General features: G+C 33.7%; 15 protein-coding genes. 11 read left to right on the forward strand and 4 right to left on the reverse strand.

The genetic code is table 11. The annotated features are described in order from the left end of the window. Positions 1-39: 39 nt before the first annotated feature. Both EV145_RS15655 and EV145_RS15660 read right to left on the reverse strand, forming a co-directional pair. A complete protein-coding gene (locus EV145_RS15655) occupies positions 40-903 on the reverse strand; it encodes a DUF58 domain-containing protein (RefSeq protein ID WP_133526141.1) in 864 nt (287 codons plus the stop codon). Between the two features lie 79 nt (positions 904-982). Continuing rightward, a complete protein-coding gene (locus tag EV145_RS15660; RefSeq protein ID WP_017497457.1) occupies positions 983-1987 on the reverse strand; it encodes an AAA family ATPase in 1005 nt (334 codons plus the stop codon). Positions 1988-2211: 224 nt separating this feature from the next. On the opposite strand from EV145_RS15660, the gene EV145_RS15665 reads away from it, so the two are divergent. The 3 genes from EV145_RS15665 (at position 2212) to EV145_RS15675 (ending at position 5248) form a co-directional block, all read left to right on the forward strand. Beyond that, positions 2212-3087, forward strand: coding sequence for an aldo/keto reductase family oxidoreductase (locus EV145_RS15665; protein ID WP_133526142.1), 876 nt, complete (start codon positions 2212-2214; stop codon positions 3085-3087). A gap of 137 nt (positions 3088-3224) precedes the next feature. Then, positions 3225-3980, forward strand: coding sequence for an SDR family NAD(P)-dependent oxidoreductase (locus EV145_RS15670; RefSeq protein WP_133526143.1), 756 nt, complete (start codon positions 3225-3227; stop codon positions 3978-3980). A gap of 110 nt (positions 3981-4090) precedes the next feature. Continuing rightward, positions 4091-5248 (forward strand): ATP-binding protein, encoded by a 1158-nt coding sequence (locus EV145_RS15675; RefSeq protein WP_133526144.1) that lies wholly within the window; start codon positions 4091-4093, stop codon positions 5246-5248. An 81-nt stretch (positions 5249-5329) separates the two neighbouring features. Here EV145_RS15675 and EV145_RS15680 read toward each other — a convergent pair whose 3' ends face one another. Then, on the reverse strand, positions 5330-6073 hold the full coding sequence (locus tag EV145_RS15680; RefSeq protein WP_133526145.1) for a DUF3298 and DUF4163 domain-containing protein: 744 nt from the start codon (positions 6071-6073) through the stop codon (positions 5330-5332). A gap of 201 nt (positions 6074-6274) precedes the next feature. Between EV145_RS15680 and EV145_RS15685 the strand changes: the two genes are divergently transcribed. Further along, positions 6275-7417 (forward strand): cystathionine gamma-synthase, encoded by a 1143-nt coding sequence (locus tag EV145_RS15685; RefSeq protein WP_133526146.1) that lies wholly within the window; start codon positions 6275-6277, stop codon positions 7415-7417. A gap of 89 nt (positions 7418-7506) precedes the next feature. Here the strand turns inward: EV145_RS15685 and EV145_RS15690 are convergent, their stop codons facing one another. Further along, positions 7507-8298, reverse strand: coding sequence for a THC0290_0291 family protein (locus EV145_RS15690; RefSeq protein ID WP_133526147.1), 792 nt, complete (start codon positions 8296-8298; stop codon positions 7507-7509). A 325-nt stretch (positions 8299-8623) separates the two neighbouring features. Between EV145_RS15690 and gdhA the strand changes: the two genes are divergently transcribed. The 7 genes from gdhA (at position 8624) to EV145_RS15725 (ending at position 21109) form a co-directional block, all read left to right on the forward strand. Further along, positions 8624-9967 carry an NADP-specific glutamate dehydrogenase gene (gdhA, locus tag EV145_RS15695; protein WP_133526148.1) on the forward strand — a complete coding sequence of 448 codons (1344 nt, stop codon included), beginning with the start codon at positions 8624-8626 and terminating at the stop codon, positions 9965-9967. Between the two features lie 130 nt (positions 9968-10097). Then, positions 10098-12380 carry a T9SS type A sorting domain-containing protein gene (locus EV145_RS15700; RefSeq protein WP_133526149.1) on the forward strand — a complete coding sequence of 761 codons (2283 nt, stop codon included), beginning with the start codon at positions 10098-10100 and terminating at the stop codon, positions 12378-12380. Positions 12381-12485: 105 nt separating this feature from the next. Next, entirely contained in the window at positions 12486-13199 is a 714-nt protein-coding gene (gene recO / locus EV145_RS15705; RefSeq protein WP_133526150.1) for a DNA repair protein RecO, read from the forward strand. 130 nt (positions 13200-13329) lie between these two features. Then, a complete protein-coding gene (gene ileS / locus EV145_RS15710; protein WP_133526151.1) occupies positions 13330-16731 on the forward strand; it encodes an isoleucine--tRNA ligase in 3402 nt (1133 codons plus the stop codon). 11 nt (positions 16732-16742) lie between these two features. Further along, entirely contained in the window at positions 16743-17123 is a 381-nt protein-coding gene (locus tag EV145_RS15715; RefSeq protein WP_026983623.1) for a TraR/DksA family transcriptional regulator, read from the forward strand. An 87-nt stretch (positions 17124-17210) separates the two neighbouring features. Continuing rightward, positions 17211-17810 carry a lipoprotein signal peptidase gene (locus tag EV145_RS15720; protein WP_133526152.1) on the forward strand — a complete coding sequence of 200 codons (600 nt, stop codon included), beginning with the start codon at positions 17211-17213 and terminating at the stop codon, positions 17808-17810. A 140-nt stretch (positions 17811-17950) separates the two neighbouring features. Further along, positions 17951-21109, forward strand: a complete 3159-nt coding sequence (locus EV145_RS15725) for a UvrD-helicase domain-containing protein (protein ID WP_133526153.1) — start codon at positions 17951-17953, stop codon at positions 21107-21109. The last annotated feature ends 78 nt before the right edge of the window (positions 21110-21187 follow it).

The following is a 21187-nucleotide window of genomic DNA, read 5'->3' on the forward strand; positions in this document are numbered from 1 at the left end:
ATTTTAAAATCTAATATTCTAACTATCTAAGAAGTCTAATTATCTAGACTTGAAATAACCCAATAATTTAGTTACATAATTTTCGTCGACTCTGGAGTTTACCACACCAGCACCAGATTTACTAAACGTTTCCTTGAAATAATTCACTCTTTCTTGATAATGTTTTTCGTAATTCATTCGAACCGTTTTTGAGCCTGTATCAACCAGAATTGTTTTCCCGGTTTCGGCATCCAGCATATTTACCATTCCTAAATTTGGAATTTTTTCTTCGCGAATGTCATACACACGAACTCCTGTAAGATCATGTTTTTTTGAAGCAATTTTTAATGTCTGCTCGTAGTTTTCAGACATAAAATCTGAAATCATAAAAACAATCGCTTTCTTTTTCTGAGTTCCAGATAAAAATTTCAAAGCTTCAGAAATATCCGTTTTGTGGCTTTTTGGTTCAAATTCGATTAGTTCACGAATGATTCTCAAAACGTGCGAACGGCCTTTTTTTGGTGGAATATATAATTCGACATTATCAGAAAATAAGATTAATCCAATCTTGTCATTGTTTTGTGTAGCTGAAAAAGCCATCGTTGCCGCAATTTCGGTGACGATGTCTTTTTTGAATTGACTTTTTGAACCAAAACTTTCTGAACCCGAAATATCAACCATTAAAACCATGGTCAATTCGCGTTCTTCTTCAAAAACTTTTACGTGGGCTTCGTTATAGCGTGCGGTTACATTCCAATCGATGTTACGAATATCATCGCCATATTGGTATTGACGCACCTCGCTAAAAGTCATCCCGCGCCCTTTAAATGAAGAATGGTACTCTCCCGAAAAGATATGATTGCTCAGCCTTTTGGTTTTGATTTCTATTTTCCGTACTTTTTTTAAAAGCTCTTTTGTATCCATTTGTGATTTGGTTTATGGTTTATGGTTGTTGGTTGATGGCGTATGTACCATCAACAAAAAACTATCAACCATCAACTTTTTAAGGTACTTCAATCTCGTTTACGATTTTGTTGATAATGTCTACAGAAGTAATGTTTTCGGCTTCAGCCTCATACGTTATTCCAACTCTGTGACGTAAAACATCATGTACAACTGCACGAACGTCTTCTGGAATTACATAACCACGACGTTTGATGAAAGCGTAACATTTTGCCGCATTGGCTAAATTGATACTTCCACGTGGCGATGCTCCAAAACTAATAAGAGGTTTTAAGTCGGCTAATTTGTACTTCTCTGGATAACGAGTAGCAAAGATGATATCTAAGATGTATTTTTCGATTTTTTCGTCCATGTAAACTTCACGAACTGCTTCTTGCGCACGCAAAATTTGTTCTACAGAAACTACTGGATTTACTTTTTCGTAACTTCCTTTTAAGTTTTGACGAATTACAAAACGTTCTTCATCAATTTTTGGATAATCAATTACGGTTTTAAGCATGAAACGGTCAACTTGAGCTTCAGGAAGTTGGTACGTTCCTTCTTGCTCAACAGGGTTTTGAGTTGCCAATACTAAAAACGGACGATCCAATTTGAAAGTCGTGTCGCCAATAGTAACTTGTTTTTCCTGCATCGCCTCTAAAAGTGCTGACTGAACTTTTGCAGGAGCACGGTTGATCTCATCGGCAAGTACGAAATTGGCAAAAATTGGCCCTTTTTTAATTGAGAATTCGTTTGCCTTGATATTGTAAATCATTGTTCCAATAACATCGGCAGGCAATAAATCCGGAGTAAACTGGATACGGCTGAAAGAACCTTGAACTGCTTGAGAAAGTGTGTTAATTGCTAAAGTCTTTGCTAAACCCGGAACACCTTCTAATAAAATGTGCCCTTGTCCTAAAAGACCAATTAATAAACGTTCGACCATGTGTTTCTGGCCCACAATAACTTTGTTCATTTCCATTGTAAGAAGGTCTATAAAAGCACTTTCTCTTTCAATTTTTTCATTTATCGCTCTAATGTCTAAAGTCGTTGTATTTTCTTCCATATAAATATTTTTAAAAGCCTTTTTGAACCTTTGATTTTTACGCCTTGTTTTTGAGAGTGCAAATTGAATATTTTTTGAGAAGTAAGATGTTAAAGAATGGTTAAAACTTCGACCAAAGACCTAATTTTAAGGACGAATTGTGAATCTATTTTTATATTTTTAAGAACTTTGATGGATATGTTTTTAAAAAGCATATTTATTACCAAAAATAACGCAATATAACCATGAGCAAAACAACATTATCGCCTATTATTTCAGGCACTATGAATTGGGGAATATGGGACAAAAACCTTTCAACTAAAGAAATGGAAAATTTGATACAAATTAGTATCGAAAACAAAATTACCACTTTTGATCACGCCGACATTTATGGCGATTATACCACCGAAGCTGATTTTGGAAAAGCTTTTAAAGCAAGTAAAATTTCCCGCGAAAAATTACAATTAATTACCAAGTGCGGTATTCAGATGATTGCTGAAAAACGCCCAGAAAACAAAATCAAACATTATGATTATTCTAAAGATTATATAATCTGGTCTGTAGAAGAATCGCTTAAGAAACTAAAAACAGATTACATTGATGTTTTTTTATTGCATAGGCCAAGTCCGTTAATGCAGGCTGATGAAATTGCAGAAGCAGTGGAGAAATTAAAATCGGAAGGAAAAATTATTGATTTCGGACTTTCGAATTTTACTAATTCTCAAACGGAATTAATTCGCCAGAAAACAGAAGTAAGCTACAATCAAGTGCAATTTTCAGCAACGCATTTTGAAGCAATGGTTGACGGAAGTTTGGATTATATGCAAACACACGGAATTCGTCCGTTGTCATGGAATCCGCTCGGAACTGTTTTTAGAGAAGACACCAAAAAAACACGCCGATTGAAAAAGCTGTTTTCAGTGCTATTGGAAAAATATCATTTGGGTGCAGATACACTTTTATTGGCTTGGATTTTAAAACATCCAGCAGGAGTTATCCCAATTGCAGGAACTGTGAATGTTGCCAGAATTCAATCCTTATTAAAAGCAGTTGAATTAGATATGGATAAAGAAGATTGGTTTGCAATTTGGACAGAAAGTATGGGCGACGATGTGCCTTAATTTTTAGTGTTCAGTTTACAGTTTTTAGTGTTCAGCTAAAATAGTATTAAAAAAAATATTTGCTACAGATTAAAGGATTTTTACAGATTTATAAATTGTTTTTAATCCTTTAATCTGTGGTAATAAAATAAAAAAGAATGAAAAAAACAGCCCTAATAACTGGAGCAACAAGCGGAATTGGAAAAGCAACCGCACAAATATTGGCAAAAAACAATTATAAAGTTATTCTTTGTGGCAGACGCAAAGATCGTTTAGAAGAATTAGAAAAAGAACTTTCGGCTTTTACCGAAGTACATTCTTTATCATTTGATGTTCGTGATAAAGAAGCTGTTTTTGCAGCAATTGGTGCACTGCCAACAGATTTTTCGACTATTGATGTCTTAATTAATAATGCCGGAAATGCACATGGTTTAGATCCGATTCAAAATGGAGATATCGACGATTGGGATGCCATGATCGATATTAACGTAAAAGGACTTTTGTATGTTTCTAAAGCAATTATCCCGCAAATGATTGAGAGAAAGGCAGGACATATTATCAATATCGGTTCTATTGCCGGTAAAGAAGTGTATCCAAACGGGAATGTATATTGTGCTTCAAAACATGCTGTGGACGCTATTAACAACGGAATGCGAATGGACTTGAATCCATACGGAATTAGAGTAGGGGCAATTCATCCGGGAATGGTTGAAACCGAATTTAGCGAAGTACGTTTTAAAGGCGATGTCGACCGAGCTTCAAATGTTTATAAAGGTTTAGACGCTTTACAAGCAGAAGATATTGCAGATATTATTCATTTTGTTGTTTCAAGAAAATATCATGTAAATATTGCTGATTTAATTGTTTTTCCGACGGCTCAGGCTTCGGCGACAATTGTCAAGAAAAATATTTAAAATAAGATCGTTAGACTTCTTAGAAAATTAGATCTTTAGATTATCTTAGGAATCTGAAAATCATGATCTAAGAAGTCTAAAAATCTAAGAAGTCTCATAATCTAAAGTAAATGATTAATAAACGCCTTTTAATAAAAAACCTGCTCGCTCATAATGATGAGAGCAGTTTTTATGATAAAAAAAGGCAGTTGAATTTGCATTCTCGTGAAGGCAAAGGCAAATTTCTGAAGCACATTTGTGCACTTTCAAATTCAAACCCAACAAATAATTCTTATATCGTTGTTGGAGTTGAAGATCAGGACAATGAAATTGTCGGCGACGATTTTTTTGATGACAGCCGAATTCAGAATCTTGTGAATGCTTTCCTTGAAAATCCACCAAAAATTCAATACGAAAATGTACCCTTCCCCAATCTTCCAAAAGATAAAGTTATAGGATTGGTTACAATTAAACCCAAAAACAAAATCTCTTACTTCAAAAAAGGAATTCATACCATTCTTGCAAATAGCATTTTTATAAGGCGCGGAAGCAATTCGATTCCTTTAGAAATTGGCGAAGAAGTTGAGAAAAACTATCAAAATACAGAAACGGTAATTGGAATCGAAAACAGTTCTCGAAATAGCATACAATATACTTTAGATGGTGTTTTTGATTTTATGAATTTCAGGCATAAAGATATGTCACCGAAGTATAATGTTTTTAAGGAATTATTTGTGATTTGCTGGGCAGGAGTTCCTAAAAAATCTCGAGACAAAACTTTTCTTTCACGTGTTGATATAGAGTTGATTAACGAGCAAATCAAACTTTTTTATTCGGCGCAAGATGTGGTAACTATTGTTTTTGATGATGATAGTTTTACAATAACCGAATATGTTCCGTTAGGATTAAATGACAAGACAAGTTACTATCCGTTAGAAGAACAAACCATTCGTTTCTTTGATAACGGTTATTATAAAATTGATCGAAAAATGCTCTTTCAGCCACCAGAATTCAATCGAAAAATGCTGTATCATATTTATAATTCAAATATAGCATTGCTTCAAAAACTTCAAAAAGGATTCGTTTTGTCTGAACGGGAATTGGTTGATCTTGAAAATCTTCCTTCTACTTTTATGATTTGTTATTTGAATGGTTTTGATGAGGCAAAACAAAAATTGATCGATTCAAAACTGCTGTTAAAACCTTTTTCTCAAGTGTATTTATCGTTTAAAGAAGCACTCAGAATTCTGAGAAAAATGAAATATGATTTTCAGGAAGGTGCAAAGTAACAAAGGTTCAAAGCGACAAAGTTTTTCGTAGAGGCGTACTGCAGTGCGTCTAACCCATTGTAAATTCTTCTTGTAAATAATTTATTGGAATTTTAAATATTTATTGACTTCTTCATAAGGAAACAGAATGTCTTTTGGCCCATCAGCATAGGAAGCAGCTTCATATGAATTGTAGTATAAGAGAAGACCTTCATCTGTATAAAAAATATTCAGTGGCAATTGGAATTTATCGTCTTCAAACATTAATCCTGTTGCGTTGATATTTGCTTTAGAAGGAATTTTATATTTCGCTCTGAATTTTTTTTCGGCGAAAGCCAGAAATTCTTGTTTGTTCTTAAATAATTGATCTGTAAAAATAGTTTTGCCAGTTTTAGGATCAAACAATAAGGATCGGAAACCTTGATATCCGTGAGCACCGCCTGTAAAAGTATAATGATCTATTTTGATGTTTAAAATTGTTTCCGAATGAAATTCAATATTTCCAACGATTTTTCCTTCCCAGCCAAAAGTTTCAGTTGGAAATTTTTTATGCATTTCTTCATAGGAAGCGATAAAGGATTTTGCCAAAGTATTGTAGTCATTAACTTTTGTAGGGTCTTCTCCAAAATAAACAATTTCTTTTATGACGGTAAAGACTTTTTTATTGATGCTGTCAGCAGGAATTCCTTTGTTTTTTGCAATCGGAATGTCAATGGTGATTTTTGGACAATCATTTTGGCATGGAAGCAAGGATTTTTCTTCAAATGTTTCATTTTCAAATGAAAGCTCTTTGTTACAACTTGTGAATATCAAAAACAAAAAGACTAAAAAAGTATAATGTTTCATATATGTAAAAGTTATTTGTTAGCAGAGATAAAAGATAATACTTTTTTTTGAAATGAAATTTTGCTTTTGCAAAAGTCTGGCGGGCAATGATTTTTAATCAAAAAATGTTAATTATATACAAAGGTAAGAACTTGTGTCAGGATTAGAATAAATTAAACGGTAAATTTGTACAATATTTAAGCATTAAAAATTTGTAACTATATGAAATTCAATACTAAAGTAATACATGGAGGTCAACACCATGATCCAAGTACGGGAGCAGTAATGCCTCCGGTTTATCAAACTTCAACTTTTATTCAGACAAGTCCGGGAAAACCTTTGGCAGATTATGAATACAGCAGGGCATCTAACCCAACTCGTACTGCTTTAGAAAATGCGTTGGCAAGTATTGAAAACGGTACACGCGGACTTGCTTTCTCGTCTGGTTTAGCAGCAACGGACTGTATTTTAAGAGGATTGAAAGCAGGTGATGAAGTCATTGCAATGGATGATTTGTACGGTGGAACGTATAGAATGTTTTCTAGAATTTATAAAGATTCTGGTATTAAGTTTCATTTTGTTGATATGACCGATCTTGAGAAATTAAAATCGTTGATCAATGAAAATACAAAATTAGTTTGGGTTGAAACACCTACAAACCCTTTAATGAAATTAGCAGATATTGAAGAAGTGGCTAAAATTACAAAAGCAAATAATGTTTTATTTGCAGTTGATAATACGTTCGCAACTCCCTATTTGCAAAAACCTCTTGATTTAGGAGCAGATATTGTAATGCACTCGGCAACAAAATATTTAGGAGGACATTCTGATGTAATTGCTGGCGCTTTAATTGTAAAAGATGAAGCTTTAGGAGAGCAATTACATTTTCAACAATTTGCTACTGGAGCAACGTTAGGGCCAATGGACAGTTTTTTGGTTTTAAGAGGAATTAAAACACTTTCTTTAAGAGTTCAAAGACATTGTGAAAACGGAGAAAAAATAGTGGAGTTTTTGAGTAATCATCCAAAAATTAAAACAGTTTATTATCCAGGATTAAAAAATCATCCGTTTCATGAAATTGCAAAAAAGCAAATGAAGGCTTTTGGTGGCATGGTTTCATTTACTTTTAAATCGGGTAAAAAAGAAGATTCTATCGACTTTTTGGAAAAACTGAAAGTATTTACGCTTGCAGAATCTTTGGGTGGCGTTGAATCATTAGCAAATCATCCCGCTTTAATGACACATGCATCAATTCCTGCAGATAAAAGAGCTGAGGTTGGTATTACTGATGATTTAGTTAGATTAAGTGTTGGTATCGAAGATGCAGAAGATTTAATTGCCGATTTAGAACAGGCATTAGCATAAAAAAAATAATTTTGAATATAAAAAATCCCAAACTCCAATCTTAATAAATTGGAATTTGGGATTTTTTTATTTTGGGATTTAAAATATTTCTAGAATTCTAAGTAATAGATATATCCAAAGTTAAACCATACCTGCCAGTCATTTGACTTGTTTTCTTTATAAATATCTTTATTTGGATTCAAACCATCAATCCAGTCGCTACTGTACATTTGAAAACGAGTTTCAAACATCAAGTCACTCATTGTTGTTAATTTATAATGAACACCAACGCCTCCTGTTGCGGATACTACAACTCCAGTTTCTGTAGAAAATCCGTGAGGTCTTCCGTCAGATGGGGTTAAATATTTTCCTATGGTAACATTTGGAAGTGTCAGGTCGCCTAAACGTGAACCTACTTTTGTAGAATAATAGTTTACTTGAAATCCAGCACTTAAATACGGACTGAAGCTACCAACTGTGTTTTCGAAATCATGAATTTTGATAAAAGAAAATTCTAACTGAGATCCTAATCCTACTGTTGTTGTGCTTGCATGCATATTTTGAAGCATAATAACAGCTAGAGTTGGTGGTTTTTTCTCTACCCATTTTCCAAAGTGCTTTAACTCTGTATGGCTAAATGACAATTCAGATCGAACTTTAAAGTGTTCAGTAAAAAAACTTTCACGGTTATTAGCAGCCGAAAAGTTGATGAAGTGCATAAGTCCGATGCCATATCCACTATTTCCAACGTTAGTGTCAAGATTGTGTCTTTGTCCAAAATCTGACTGCAGCGTGACAGGTCCTGCGAATATTCCTATTTCTTGTGCCAAATCTGATTGCGCATTTGCTGCGCTACTGATTCCAAGAATGGCAAAAAGCGTGATAATTACGGGTTTGAGCATAGTTTTAGGGCTTTCTAATCTTGGCAAATATATAAAAAAGCTTGTGCAAACAAAACATTATATACTTCTATTAAAAAATTAGTAACAAAACACTTAATTTTCTGACTTTAAGTATGATGATTTGTTCTAATTTCAGACGTGTAAAATTGTATTTTTCCTTTTGTTTAGAAATTACACAATTCTTCTCTAAAAACGAAAAAAAATAACAATTCATGATTGTTTTGCCTTATCTTTGCATGTTGTTGCGAAAACGTTTTCTATGGCGTATTTTCGTATTATAATTAGATTTAAGCTAAAAACTATTATTTGAATAATTGATTTAAAAATGGAACAAAAAATAAATGAATTTATGGCTCTAGTGGAGTCAAAAAATCCAAATGAACCAGAATTTCTTCAAGCCGTTAGAGAATTTGCAGAAACAGTAATTCCGTTCATTGCTGAACGTAAAAAATATGATGGTAAAAATTTACTTCTTAGAATAGCTGAGCCAGAAAGATCGATAATTTTTAGGGTTCCTTGGGTAGATGATAAAGGGGAAATTATTGTAAACAGAGGATTTAGAATCCAGATGAATTCAGCAATCGGGCCTTATAAAGGGGGAATTCGTTTTCATCATACAGTAAACTTATCAGTTTTAAAATTCTTGGCTTTCGAACAAGTTTTTAAAAACAGTTTAACAACTCTTCCGATGGGTGGAGGAAAAGGAGGTTCTGATTTTGATCCAGAAGGAAAATCTGATGGTGAAATTATGCGTTTCTGCCAATCATTCATGACAGAATTATGTCGTCATATTGGTCCAGATCTTGATGTTCCTGCGGGAGATATTGGTGTTGGCGCTAGAGAAATTGGTTATTTGTTTGGTCAATATAAAAGAATCAGAAATGAATTTACTGGAGTTTTAACTGGAAAAGGTTTGGCTTATGGAGGTTCATTAATCAGACCAGAAGCTACAGGTTATGGTGTTGTATATTTTACAGATCAAATGCTTCGTACTATTGGACATGATATTAAAGGTAAAAGAGTAGCAATTTCAGGTTTTGGAAACGTAGCTTGGGGAGTGGCGCTAAAAATAAATGAACTTGGAGGAAAAGTAGTTACTATTTCTGGTCCTGATGGTTATATTTATGATGAAGACGGAATTTCTGGAGAAAAAATCGACCATATGGTTGAAATGAGAGCAACAGGAGATAACAGAGCTGAAAGATATTTGGAGAAATATCCAAATGCTATTTTCCATAAAGGGAAAAGTCCTTGGGAAGTAAAAGTTGATATTGCGATTCCATGTGCGACTCAAAATGAGCTAACAGGAGAAGATGCTAAAAAACTTATTGATAACGGAGTTTTATGTGTAACTGAAGCGGCTAATATGCCTTCTACTTTAGATGCAATTAAACTTTTCTTAGATAATAAAGTGCTTTTTGCTCCTGGAAAAGCGGCTAATGCTGGTGGAGTTGCAGCTTCTGGATTAGAAATGACGCAAAACTCTATTCGTCTAAACTGGACAAGTGAAGAAGTAGATTTGAGATTAAAAGATATTATGGTTGGAATCCACAACCAATGTAAAAAATATGGTGCCGAAGAAGATGGTTATGTGAACTACGTAAAAGGAGCAAACATTGCCGGATTTGTTAAAGTTGCCGATGCTATGCTCGCACAAGGTGTAGTATAATTTTAGTTATAGTTTTTTGAAATGTCTTCATTTGTCTCTGGACAATTGAAGGCATTTTTTATTTATAAAAAAGAACAAAAAGCAAATACTTTCGTTTGTAGTATATTTGTCTATCTGAATGCCTAAAATAATGAAGAAAAGTTTTCTGTATATTTTGTTTTTATTCTTGTTTCAATTTGCTTTTTCGCAGAATAAATTGTCATGGCAGGGTTATTTTTCATTTAATGAAATAAAGGATATATCAGAGTCTTCAGCAGCTGTTTATGCGGCTTCAGAAAATGCCTTGTTTGTTAAAAATGCTACTGCAAATACTAGCAAAACCATAACAACTGTTGATGGACTTTCGGGTCAAACAATTTCGGCAGTTTATTATAGTGAAGCTTTCAAAAAAACAATTGTAGGTTACGAAAATGGTTTGATGATTGTAATTAATGAAACAGACGGCACTATGCTGAAAGTTGTAGATATTATAAACAAGCAATTAGCACCAAATATCAAAAAAATCAATCATTTCATGGAGCATAACGGATTGGTGTATGTTTCCTGCGATTTTGGAATTGTGCAGTTTAATTTGACCACATCGCAATTTGGTGATACTTATTTTATTGGCGATAATGGTGCCGAAATTAGTGTAAGACAAACGACATTTTTTAACGGATCTATTTATGCAGCAACTTCAAGTGGCATCAGACGCGCCGATATTGCAAATCCAAACTTAAATGATTTTAAGCAGTGGTCTGTTGTGAATACTGGAGATTGGTCAAGTGTTGAAACTATAGACACAGAACTTATTGCGATTAATTCGACGGGTTATATTCATCGATTTAATTCAAGTAATTTTGTTGGTTTTTCGCAATTGCCTCAGGCTGCCGTTGATATGAGGGCAAAAAATCATAATTTATTTATTACGATTCACAATGCTGTTTATGTATATAATAATCAAATGGTTTTAATTCGCCAGATTAATAATTCTCAAGTTTTAGATACTACTTTGAATTTTACATGCGCGACGGCTGTAGGTGATATGATTTTCATTGGAACAAAAGAAAAAGGTTTGTTCTCTTCGTCACTTTCAAGCAACGGCACTTTTACTAATAATACGCCTGCCGGGCCAGCGCGAAATAATATTTTCTCAATGGACGTTACTGCAAATGTTCTTTGGGCGGTTTACGGTGATTATGATACGTATTACAATCCATATGATTTAGATAGTTATGGCGTCAGTAAATATAGTACTTCTGGCTGGTTGAATATTCCGTATTCTGATGTTTATAATGCAAAATCGATGACAAGAATTATTGTTAATCCGAAAAACGAGAAACAAGTTTATGCAAGTTCTTTTTTTTCTGGATTACTCCAAATAGAAAATGATGTTCCCAATTTTTTGTATAATGAAAAGAACAGCGGTTTAGAGTCAATTACTACCGAAGGGCCAAATTATATTGATGTTCGTATAAACGCAACAGCTTTTGATAAAAATGGAAATTTGTGGATAACGAACAGCCGAATTAAAAACGGACTGAAAGTATTGAAATCGAATAATCAATGGGGAAGTTATGCGATGACTTCCATTTTAGACGATGCCGAAGCCGGCAGTTATGCAAGTATTCTTGTTGACAGAAACAGTGTAAAATGGATTGCAACAAATCGTGACGGTGTTGTTGGTTTTAATGAAACGACGAACACGTTCAAAAAAATGACATTTGGTGCCGATGCCGGAAATTTACCAATTGCAGATGTTAGAGCATTGGCAATTGATACTAAAAATCAGCTTTGGATTGGAACAACAAAAGGATTGCGCGTTTTGTCAAATGTTGGGAATTTTCAAAATGAGAGTCAGCTAAAAGCAAATCCAATTATTATTTCAGAAGATAATCTGGCTCAAGAACTGCTTTATGAGCAGTTCATAACTTCAATTGCGGTTGACGGCGCAAATAATAAATGGATTGGTACAAGTGATTCTGGGGTTTTTATGGTTTCGCCAAACGGACAGGAAACGAAATATCATTTTACAATCAGCAATTCGCCATTGCCGAGCAATGCTATAAATGAGATTAAAATAAATAGCGCAACAGGTGAAGTTTTTATTGCAACTAATAAAGGATTGATTTCTTTTAATGGAATTGCAACGGATGCAAATGAAGATTTGAATAGCGTGTATGTGTATCCAAACCCAGTTCGTCCAACTTACAGCGGAACTGTAAAAGTAGCCGGATTATTAGATAAAGCCAATGTGAAAATCACAGATATCGAAGGTAATTTAGTTTACGAAACTACCTCAGAAGGTGGAACAATAGAGTGGGATACAACCGCTTTTGGAAGATATAAAGTTTCTTCAGGAGTTTATATGATTTTTATTTCTGCTCAGGATGGAGGAGAAACTAAAGTTAAAAAAGTAATGATAATTAGATAATGTGGCAATTGAGATAATTAGATAATTGTTTGGACTAAATAATCTAATTAATGGCTACAACCAAAAGTCTAATATCTAAGAAGTCTAATAATCTAAAATCTCAACTTGTTAGTCAAAACCAAAGCCATAGTAATTTCATCTTTAAAATTTCAGGAAAAAAGTTTGATTGTAAAATGTTTTACGCTTTCAAATGGACTGAAGTCTTACTTTGTGCGCGATGCTTTTTCGAGTCGGAAAGCGAGCCAGAAGATTGCTTATTTTCAGCCATTATCTATTTTAGAAATTGAAGCTGTTCATAAGAATAAAGGCACTTTAGAAAATTTTAAAGAGTTAAAAACAGCTGTTCCTTTTCAGACTATTCATACTGATATTTTTAAAAGTACAATGGTAATGTTTTTGTCTGAAGTACTTCATTATTCCATTCAGGAAGAAGAAAAAAACGAATCTCTTTTCTTGTTTTTGGAAACGGCGCTGACTTGGCTGGATCATCATGACGAAATTTCTAATTTTCATTTGATTTTGCTTTTAGAAATAACAAAATATTTGGGTTTTTACCCTGATGTTTCTGAAATCGATTTGCCTTATTTTGAAATGATCGAAGGTGTTTTTACGCTTTTTAGTGGCGTAAATTCTTTAACAGAACACGAAACAAATCTTCTAAAAAAACTAATCGATCTACGATTTGATAACGATCAAAAAGTTTTTCATGTTGTAGAAAGACAGATACTGTTGAAAATTCTGATAGATTATTATAGTTTTCATTTGGATGGATTCAAAAAACCTAAATCTTTGGAGGTTTTAAAGGAGGTTTTCTCTTAAATATTCAAAAAGAGTAATTTTTTTTGCGGAATATACCTGAAATTTCCTTTCAGTACTCTTTTTTCTGTCATCTTTTATCTATTTTCCTCAAAATTCCTTACTTTCGCACCTCGTTTAAGAAAAGGATAAAATGAGCACAAAATTTACTGAATACAAAGGACTTGACTTACCAACAGTAGCGTCAGAAGTTCTTGATTTTTGGAAGAAAGAAAATATATTTGAAAAGAGTGTAACTACTCGCGAAGGTGCAGAGCCTTACGTATTTTTTGAAGGTCCGCCTTCAGCAAACGGATTACCGGGAATTCACCACGTGATGGCGCGTGCGATTAAAGATATTTTTTGCAGATATAAAACTCAAAAAGGTTTTCAGGTAAAAAGAAAAGCCGGATGGGATACGCACGGATTGCCTGTAGAATTAGGTACCGAGAAAGAACTTGGAATCACAAAAGAAGATATTGGTAAAACAATTTCTATCGAAGAATATAACGAAGCGTGTAAAAAAACCGTAATGCGTTATACTGACGTATGGAATGATTTGACTGAAAAAATGGGATATTGGGTAGATATGGAAGATCCATACGTGACTTATAAACCAAAATATATGGAGTCTGTTTGGTGGCTTTTGAAACAAATTTACGATAAAGGTTTGTTGTACAAAGGATACACGATTCAGCCATACTCTCCAAAGGCAGGAACTGGATTGTCTTCTCACGAAGTAAATCAGCCTGGAGCTTATAGAGATGTTACAGATACTACGATTGTAGCGCAATTTAAAACTTTACCAGAAACACTTCCAAGCTTTTTACAAGGTTTTGGAGATATTCACATCTTAGCCTGGACGACAACTCCTTGGACATTGCCATCGAATACAGCTTTGACAGTTGGTCCAAAAATCGATTATGTTTTAGTAAAAACATTCAATCAATATACTTTTGAGCCAATCAATGTTGTTTTAGCTAAAAATTTAGTTGGAAAACAATTCGGAAAAGGATTTTTTGCAAGTGAAGACGATGCTGATTTCGATAAAGTAAAAAATGGTGATAAACAACTTCCGTATAAAATCTTAGCAGAAGCAAAAGGTGCGGATTTAGTTGAAATTCGTTACGAACAATTACTGCCATACGTATTGCCTTATCAAAATGCTGAAAATGCATTTAGAGTAATTGCCGGAGATTTTGTTACTACAGAAGATGGAACCGGAGTTGTACATACCGCTCCGACTTTTGGTGCTGATGATGCTAAAGTAGCAAAAGAAGCTAAGCCGGAAGTACCGCCAATGTTGGTTTTAGACGAAAACGGAACAGCAGTTCCTTTGGTAGATTTACAAGGAAAATTCACTTCTCATTTAGGAGATTTGGCTGGTAAATATGTGAAAAACGAATATTATGATGCGGGTCAGGCGCCAGAGCGTTCTGTAGATGTTGAAATTGCTATTCGATTAAAAGAAGAAAATAAAGCCTTTAAGGTTGAAAAATACGTACATAGTTATCCACACAGTTGGAGAACTGATGAGCCGTTATTATATTATCCACTAGACTCTTGGTTCATTAAAGTAACCGATGTAAAAGATAGAATGTTCGACCTGAACGAGACTATCAATTGGAAGCCTAAGTCTACTGGTGAAGGACGTTTTGGAAATTGGTTGAAAAATGCCAACGACTGGAACTTATCTCGTTCTAGATATTGGGGTATTCCGTTGCCAATTTGGAGAACAGAAGACAAAAAAGAAGAAGTTCTTATTGGTTCTGTTGAAGAATTGTACAATGCGATCGAAAAATCTATCGAAGCTGGTTTTCAAAAAGAAAACCCGTTCAAAGGTTTTGAAATCGGAAATATGTCTGAAACAAATTATGATTTAATCGATTTACATAAAAATGTTGTCGATAAAATTACTTTAGTTTCGGCTTCGGGCCAGCCAATGAAACGTGAGAGCGATTTAATTGATGTTTGGTTTGATTCGGGAGCAATGCCTTACGCCCAGTGGCATTATCCTTTTGAGAATAAAGATAAAATTGACGAGAATAAAGATTTCCCTGCGAATTTCATCGCTGAAGGTGTAGATCAGACTCGTGGATGGTTCTACACGTTACATGCTATCGGAACTTTGGTTTTTGATAAAGTAGCGTATAAAAATGTAGTTTCAAATGGTTTGGTTTTGGATAAAAACGGACAAAAAATGTCGAAACGTTTAGGGAACGCGACAGATCCTTTTGAAACAATTGCAGAATATGGTCCTGATGCCACACGTTGGTACATGATTTCAAATGCAAATCCGTGGGACAACTTAAAATTTGATATTGAAGGAATTGCTGAGGTTCGTCGTAAATTCTTCGGAACTTTATACAACACTTATTCGTTCTTTTCGTTATATGCTAACATCGACGGATTTAAATATGCTGAAGCAGAAATTCCGTTAAATGAAAGACCAGAAATCGATCAGTGGATTATTTCAGAACTGAATACTTTAGTAAAGTTTGTTGACGAATGTTACGAAGATTATGAGCCAACAAAAGCTACAAGAGCTATTTCTGAATTCGTTCAGGAAAACTTAAGTAACTGGTACGTTCGCTTATGCCGTCGTCGTTTCTGGAAAGGGGAATATGCAAAAGATAAAATTGCAGCTTACCAAACGCTTTATACTTGTTTATTAACGATAAGCAAATTAAGCGCTCCGGTCGCTCCTTTTTTCATGGATAAATTGTACCGAGATTTAACCGCTTCGACGGGAACCGAGGATTTTGCTAGTGTTCACTTGGCTGAATTCCCAAAATTTGTCGAAAACTTTGTTAATAAAACGTTAGAGAGCAAAATGCAGAAGGCGCAAACTATCTCTTCTTTGGTTTTATCACTTCGTAAAAAGGAAATGATCAAAGTACGTCAGCCATTGCAAAAGGTAATGATTCCGGTACTTGACGAGAATCAGAGAGCTGAAATTGAAGCGATTTCTGACTTGGTAAAAGCTGAAGTAAATGTGAAAGAAATTGAACTTTTGGATGATGCTTCTGGTATTTTGGTTAAACAAATCAAGCCTAATTTTAAGGCTCTTGGACCACGTTTCGGAAAGGATATGGGTCTGATTTCCAAGGAAATACAAGCTTTTTCAGCGGATCAGATTAATCAGTTGGACAAGCAGGGGACGCTAGATATTGTTATTTCTGGAAATAATGTAACTTTATCATTAGAAGACGTCGAAATAACATCTCAGGATATTGAAGGTTGGCTGGTTGCAAATTCAAACGGAATTACAGTTGCGCTTGACATTACAATTTCTGAGGAATTAAAAAATGAAGGTATCGCGAGAGAATTGGTGAACAGAATTCAGAATATCCGTAAAGATTCTGGATTTGAAGTAACAGATAAGATTAAGGTACAGATTAAAAGAGATGGTATTTTAGAAGATGCTGTTTCAAAAAATGAAGACTATATTAAGTCTGAGACATTAACAGATGATTTGGTTTTTGTGGATGCTTTAGAAAACGGCACAGAAATTGAGTTTGATGATATTAAAACTGTGATATTAATTTCAAAATAATATAAAATACCATGATAGATGAAATTACAAGATACTCTGATGCTGACTTAGCAGAGTTCAAAGAAATAATTCAAAATAAAATACAAAAAGCACAAGCCGATCTGGATTTAATTAAAAGTGCTTACATGAACGATTTGAATAACGGAACAGATGATACTTCTCCAACTTTTAAAGCATTTGAAGAAGGAAGCGAAACAATGTCTAAAGAAGCGAACTCACAGTTGGCTATCAGACAGGAAAAGTTTATACGCGATCTAAAAAACGCATTATTCCGTGTTGAAAATAAAACATACGGTATCTGTAAAGTAACAGGTAAATTAATCAGCAAAGAAAGGCTTAAAATCGTTCCTCATGCTACAATGAGTATCGAAGCTAAAAACTTGCAACGATAATATTTGCAAACTGCAAAAGAATTAACGCTCCTTTAGGAGCGTTTTTTTTGATTAAATTGTTACTTTTGCGCATCAAAAATTCATAAAATGTCATTACGAAAAGCGTATTTCCTTATATTTTTAGTTTTAATTGTAGATCAGCTGTCAAAAATTTATGTAAAAACAAACTTTATGCTTGGCGAAGAGTTTCCTGTTTTTGATTGGTTTAATATTCATTTTATTGAAAACGAAGGTATGGCTTGGGGAACTAAAATTCCTGGAGAATATGGAAAACTAATTTTAACTGTTTTTAGAATCTTCGCAGTGTTCGGAATCGGGTGGTGGCTTTCTGATGCTATTAAGAAACGTCATTCTACTTATTTAGTTGTGGCAATTGCTTTGATTTTTGCTGGTGCGGCCGGTAATATTATTGATTCTGTTTTTTACGGAGTTATTTTTGACGGTAGCGAGCATAACATTGCAACACTTTTTTCTCCTAATCCTTACGGAACTTGGTTTCATGGTTTAGTGGTTGATATGTTTTATTTTCCTATTTGGGAAGGAAATTTGCCAACATGGCTTCCAATTTTCGGAGGCAAACATTTTGCTTTTTTTAATGCAATTTTCAATGTTGCCGATGTTGCAATTTCTACAGGAGTTGGTATTTTATTAGTTTTTAATAAAAGAGCTTTCCCAAAACACGCATAAATTATTTTAAAATTCAAAAAATAAATTCCAAATTCTAATATTTGAAAGTGTTCATTGCACGCAGATATTGGAATTTGGAATTTTTCATTATTGGCATCTAATATTATTGTGTTATTTTTACAATACAAAAAAATCAAATTATGCAAAGTCCGTCTTTCTCTATTTATGATGCTTCTGCCGGCTCAGGAAAGACGTACACATTGGTTAAAGAATATCTGAAAATTATTCTTTCTTCGCCTAAAAATGATGCTTACCGAAATATTCTAGCAATAACGTTCACCAATAAAGCGGTTCATGAAATGAAAAGCCGAATTGTTGGGAGTCTTTCTGAATTTGCCAAAGAAGAACCTTCAGCAAAAGCAATTGCTTTAATGGAGGATTTGTCCCAAGAAACTGGGCTTTCGATTATTAAAATCAAAATTAAATCGCAAAGCATCATTAAGCACTTAATTCATAATTATGCGGCTTTTGATATTTCGACAATCGATAAATTTACTCATAAAGTAATCAGAGCTTTTGCGCATGATTTAAATCTTCCGATGACTTTTGAAGTCACTCTTGATACCGAAAATTTATTGATCGAGGCAGTTGATGCCATCATTGCGCAAGCTGGTCAAGATGAAACTTTGACCAATTTGTTGATTGATTTTACGATGGAAAAAACCGATGATGATAAAAGTTGGGACGTTTCTCGTGAAATTTTAGAGACAGGAAGATTGGTTTTGAATGAAAATAATCGAAACGAGATTTTGCATTTTCATGATAAATCAATTGAAGAATTTATTGAGATTAAGAAAAAAATGCTTGTGCTCTGCAAAGATTTGGAATCTGAAAATGGAGCTTGGGCATCTGAAGCACTGTTGTTGATTGATAAAAACGGAATTGATTTAAAATCATTTTCGCGTGGCACTTTCCCGAATCATTTAGAAAGTATTCGCGACGGAAAATTCAATCCCAGAAATAAAACTTTTCATGAATTTGATGATATTGCAATTAATAAAACAGCCAAAGACAAGACTTTAATTGAAAATATTATTCCAGAATTGCTTCAGGTTTTAGATAAGATTTATAAAAATTTCGAAAAAAGAGATTTTTATAAAGCCTTTCTTAAAAATATAACACCGCTTTCATTGTTGAATACGGTAAGTAATGAATTGGCGAAAATTCAGTCAGAACAAAATATTCTTTCTATTTCCGAATTCAATGCTATTATTCATCGCGAAATTCAAAATCAGCCTGCGCCCTTTATATATGAGCGTTTAGGGGAACGTTACCGCCATTTTTTTATTGATGAATTTCAGGATACTTCAGAAATGCAGTGGCAAAATCTAATTCCGTTAATTGATAATTCGCTTTCTGGTTTAGATGATCTAGGGAATAAAGGTACTTTGATGATTGTGGGCGATCCAAAACAATCCATTTATCGCTGGCGCGGAGGAAAAGCGGAGCAATTTATTGAGTTGAGCAAAGAAGATGTCCCTTTTTTTCATCACGAAAAAAATGTCAAACATTTAGATACCAATTATAGAAGTTATAGTGAGGTTATTGATTTTAATAATTCTTTTTTCAAATTAATTTCTTCAGAATTTTCAAATGAAGATTATAAAGATTTGTATCAAAATCATAGTTTTCAAAATGCAAATTCAAAGAAAGGCGGTTATGTGAATATTTCATTTCTTCCGATTGTTGAAAAGAATGATTTTGCTGATGAAGAAGAAGTTGTTGAAAAATCAGATTTGTATGTTTTAGCGACTTTAAATACTATTTTGAAAGTTCTTAAAGAAGGTTTTCAGTATAAAGACATTGTGATTTTGACCCGGAAAAGAGGTCAGGGAATTGCAATTGCAAATTATTTAACAGAGCAGAGTATTCCGCTTTTGTCTTCAGAAACTTTGATGATACAAAATGCAACAGAAGTTCGTTTGATTATTCATCTTCTGAAATACTTAAATAATAGCGCGGATTTAGAATCGAAAGCTAATTTTCTTCATTTTTTGGCTGAAAACATAGATTCTCAAATGGAAATTCATGATTTTATTGCTGAGGGAATGTCGAAGAAAATAGAAACCGATTTTGAGAAATGGCTTTTATCTTTTGATGTTTCATTGTCTTTTGAAGATGTGAGAAAAAAATCATTATATGAAGCTGTAGAAATTATAATTGCCAAGTTTATTCTTCCTTCCGAAGGCAATGCATATGTGCAGTTTTTCTTGGATATTGTACTTGAAAGAGATGTGAGAAATCAGGCAGGAATTGCTGATTTTTTGAATTATTGGGATAAAAATGCTGAAAAGTTCAGTATACCCTCTCCAGAAGGAAACAATGCGGTTATGGTTATGACGATTCATAAGTCCAAAGGTTTAGAGTTTCCGGTGGTAATTATGCCTTTTGCTGAGGAAGACTATAATAGGAAGCCAAAAGATAAATTATGGCTCGACACAACAGATTCTGATTTAGATATTCCAAAAGCCTTAATTGATAACAGTAGTGCTGTTGAAGGTTTTGGGGAAAATGCTTCAGCAGTTTTTAATCTGAAAAAGCAAGAGGAGCTTTTGGATAATATTAATGTTCTGTATGTCGCATTAACGCGTGCAGAGGAGCAGTTGTACATTATTTCGCAATCTTTAAAAGAGCGAAAAGATGGTGAGTTCCCTAGTAATATGGCTTCTTTTTTTATTAAATACTTGATTCATCAAGGTGTTTATGATTTCGAAAAATTAGAATATGAATTTGGAAGCCGAGTTAAATTGTCTCCGTCATTTGAAGTAGTTAATTCGGTAAAAGAAATTCCGGTTGTAAAAGAAGTTCTAAATCCTAAAAGTATAAAAATTGCCCAAAGAGAAGCATTGATGTGGGGTACGCATCAGCAGGAAGCAATATCTTACGGAAATGTTGTTCATGAGATTTTGGCATTTGTGAAAGATAAATCAGATGTTGATTTGGCGATTATAAAAGCGATGGAAGAGGGACTGATTAAGTCTGATCAGGCAGATCAGGTTTTGAAAACACTTCAGGATATTGTTGGGCATCCAGAGATCAGCATTTGTTTTGAAGGTAAAAATAAAATTTTGAATGAGCAGACAATAGTTCAAAAAGAAGGAAAAATCCTTAAACCAGACAGAATTGTTTTGACGGAAGATAAAAAAGCTTATTTACTTGATTATAAAACTGGAGCAATAAATTCAAAATACAAACAGCAAATTCAGGAATATCAAGATGCTATTGAGGATTTAGGATATAAAGTGTTAAAAAAGGCTTTGGTATATATAGGAACCGAAATCGATGTAGTAAATTTGTGAAAAAATTAATCAGATGTTAAAGAAAAAAGGGCTTGTTTTTAATGTAAGCTGTTAATTTTTTAACGTTTTAAATATAAG

The organism is Flavobacterium sp. 245, from assembly GCF_004362055.1.
In the GTDB taxonomy this organism is placed as follows: Bacteria; Bacteroidota; Bacteroidia; order Flavobacteriales; family Flavobacteriaceae; genus Flavobacterium.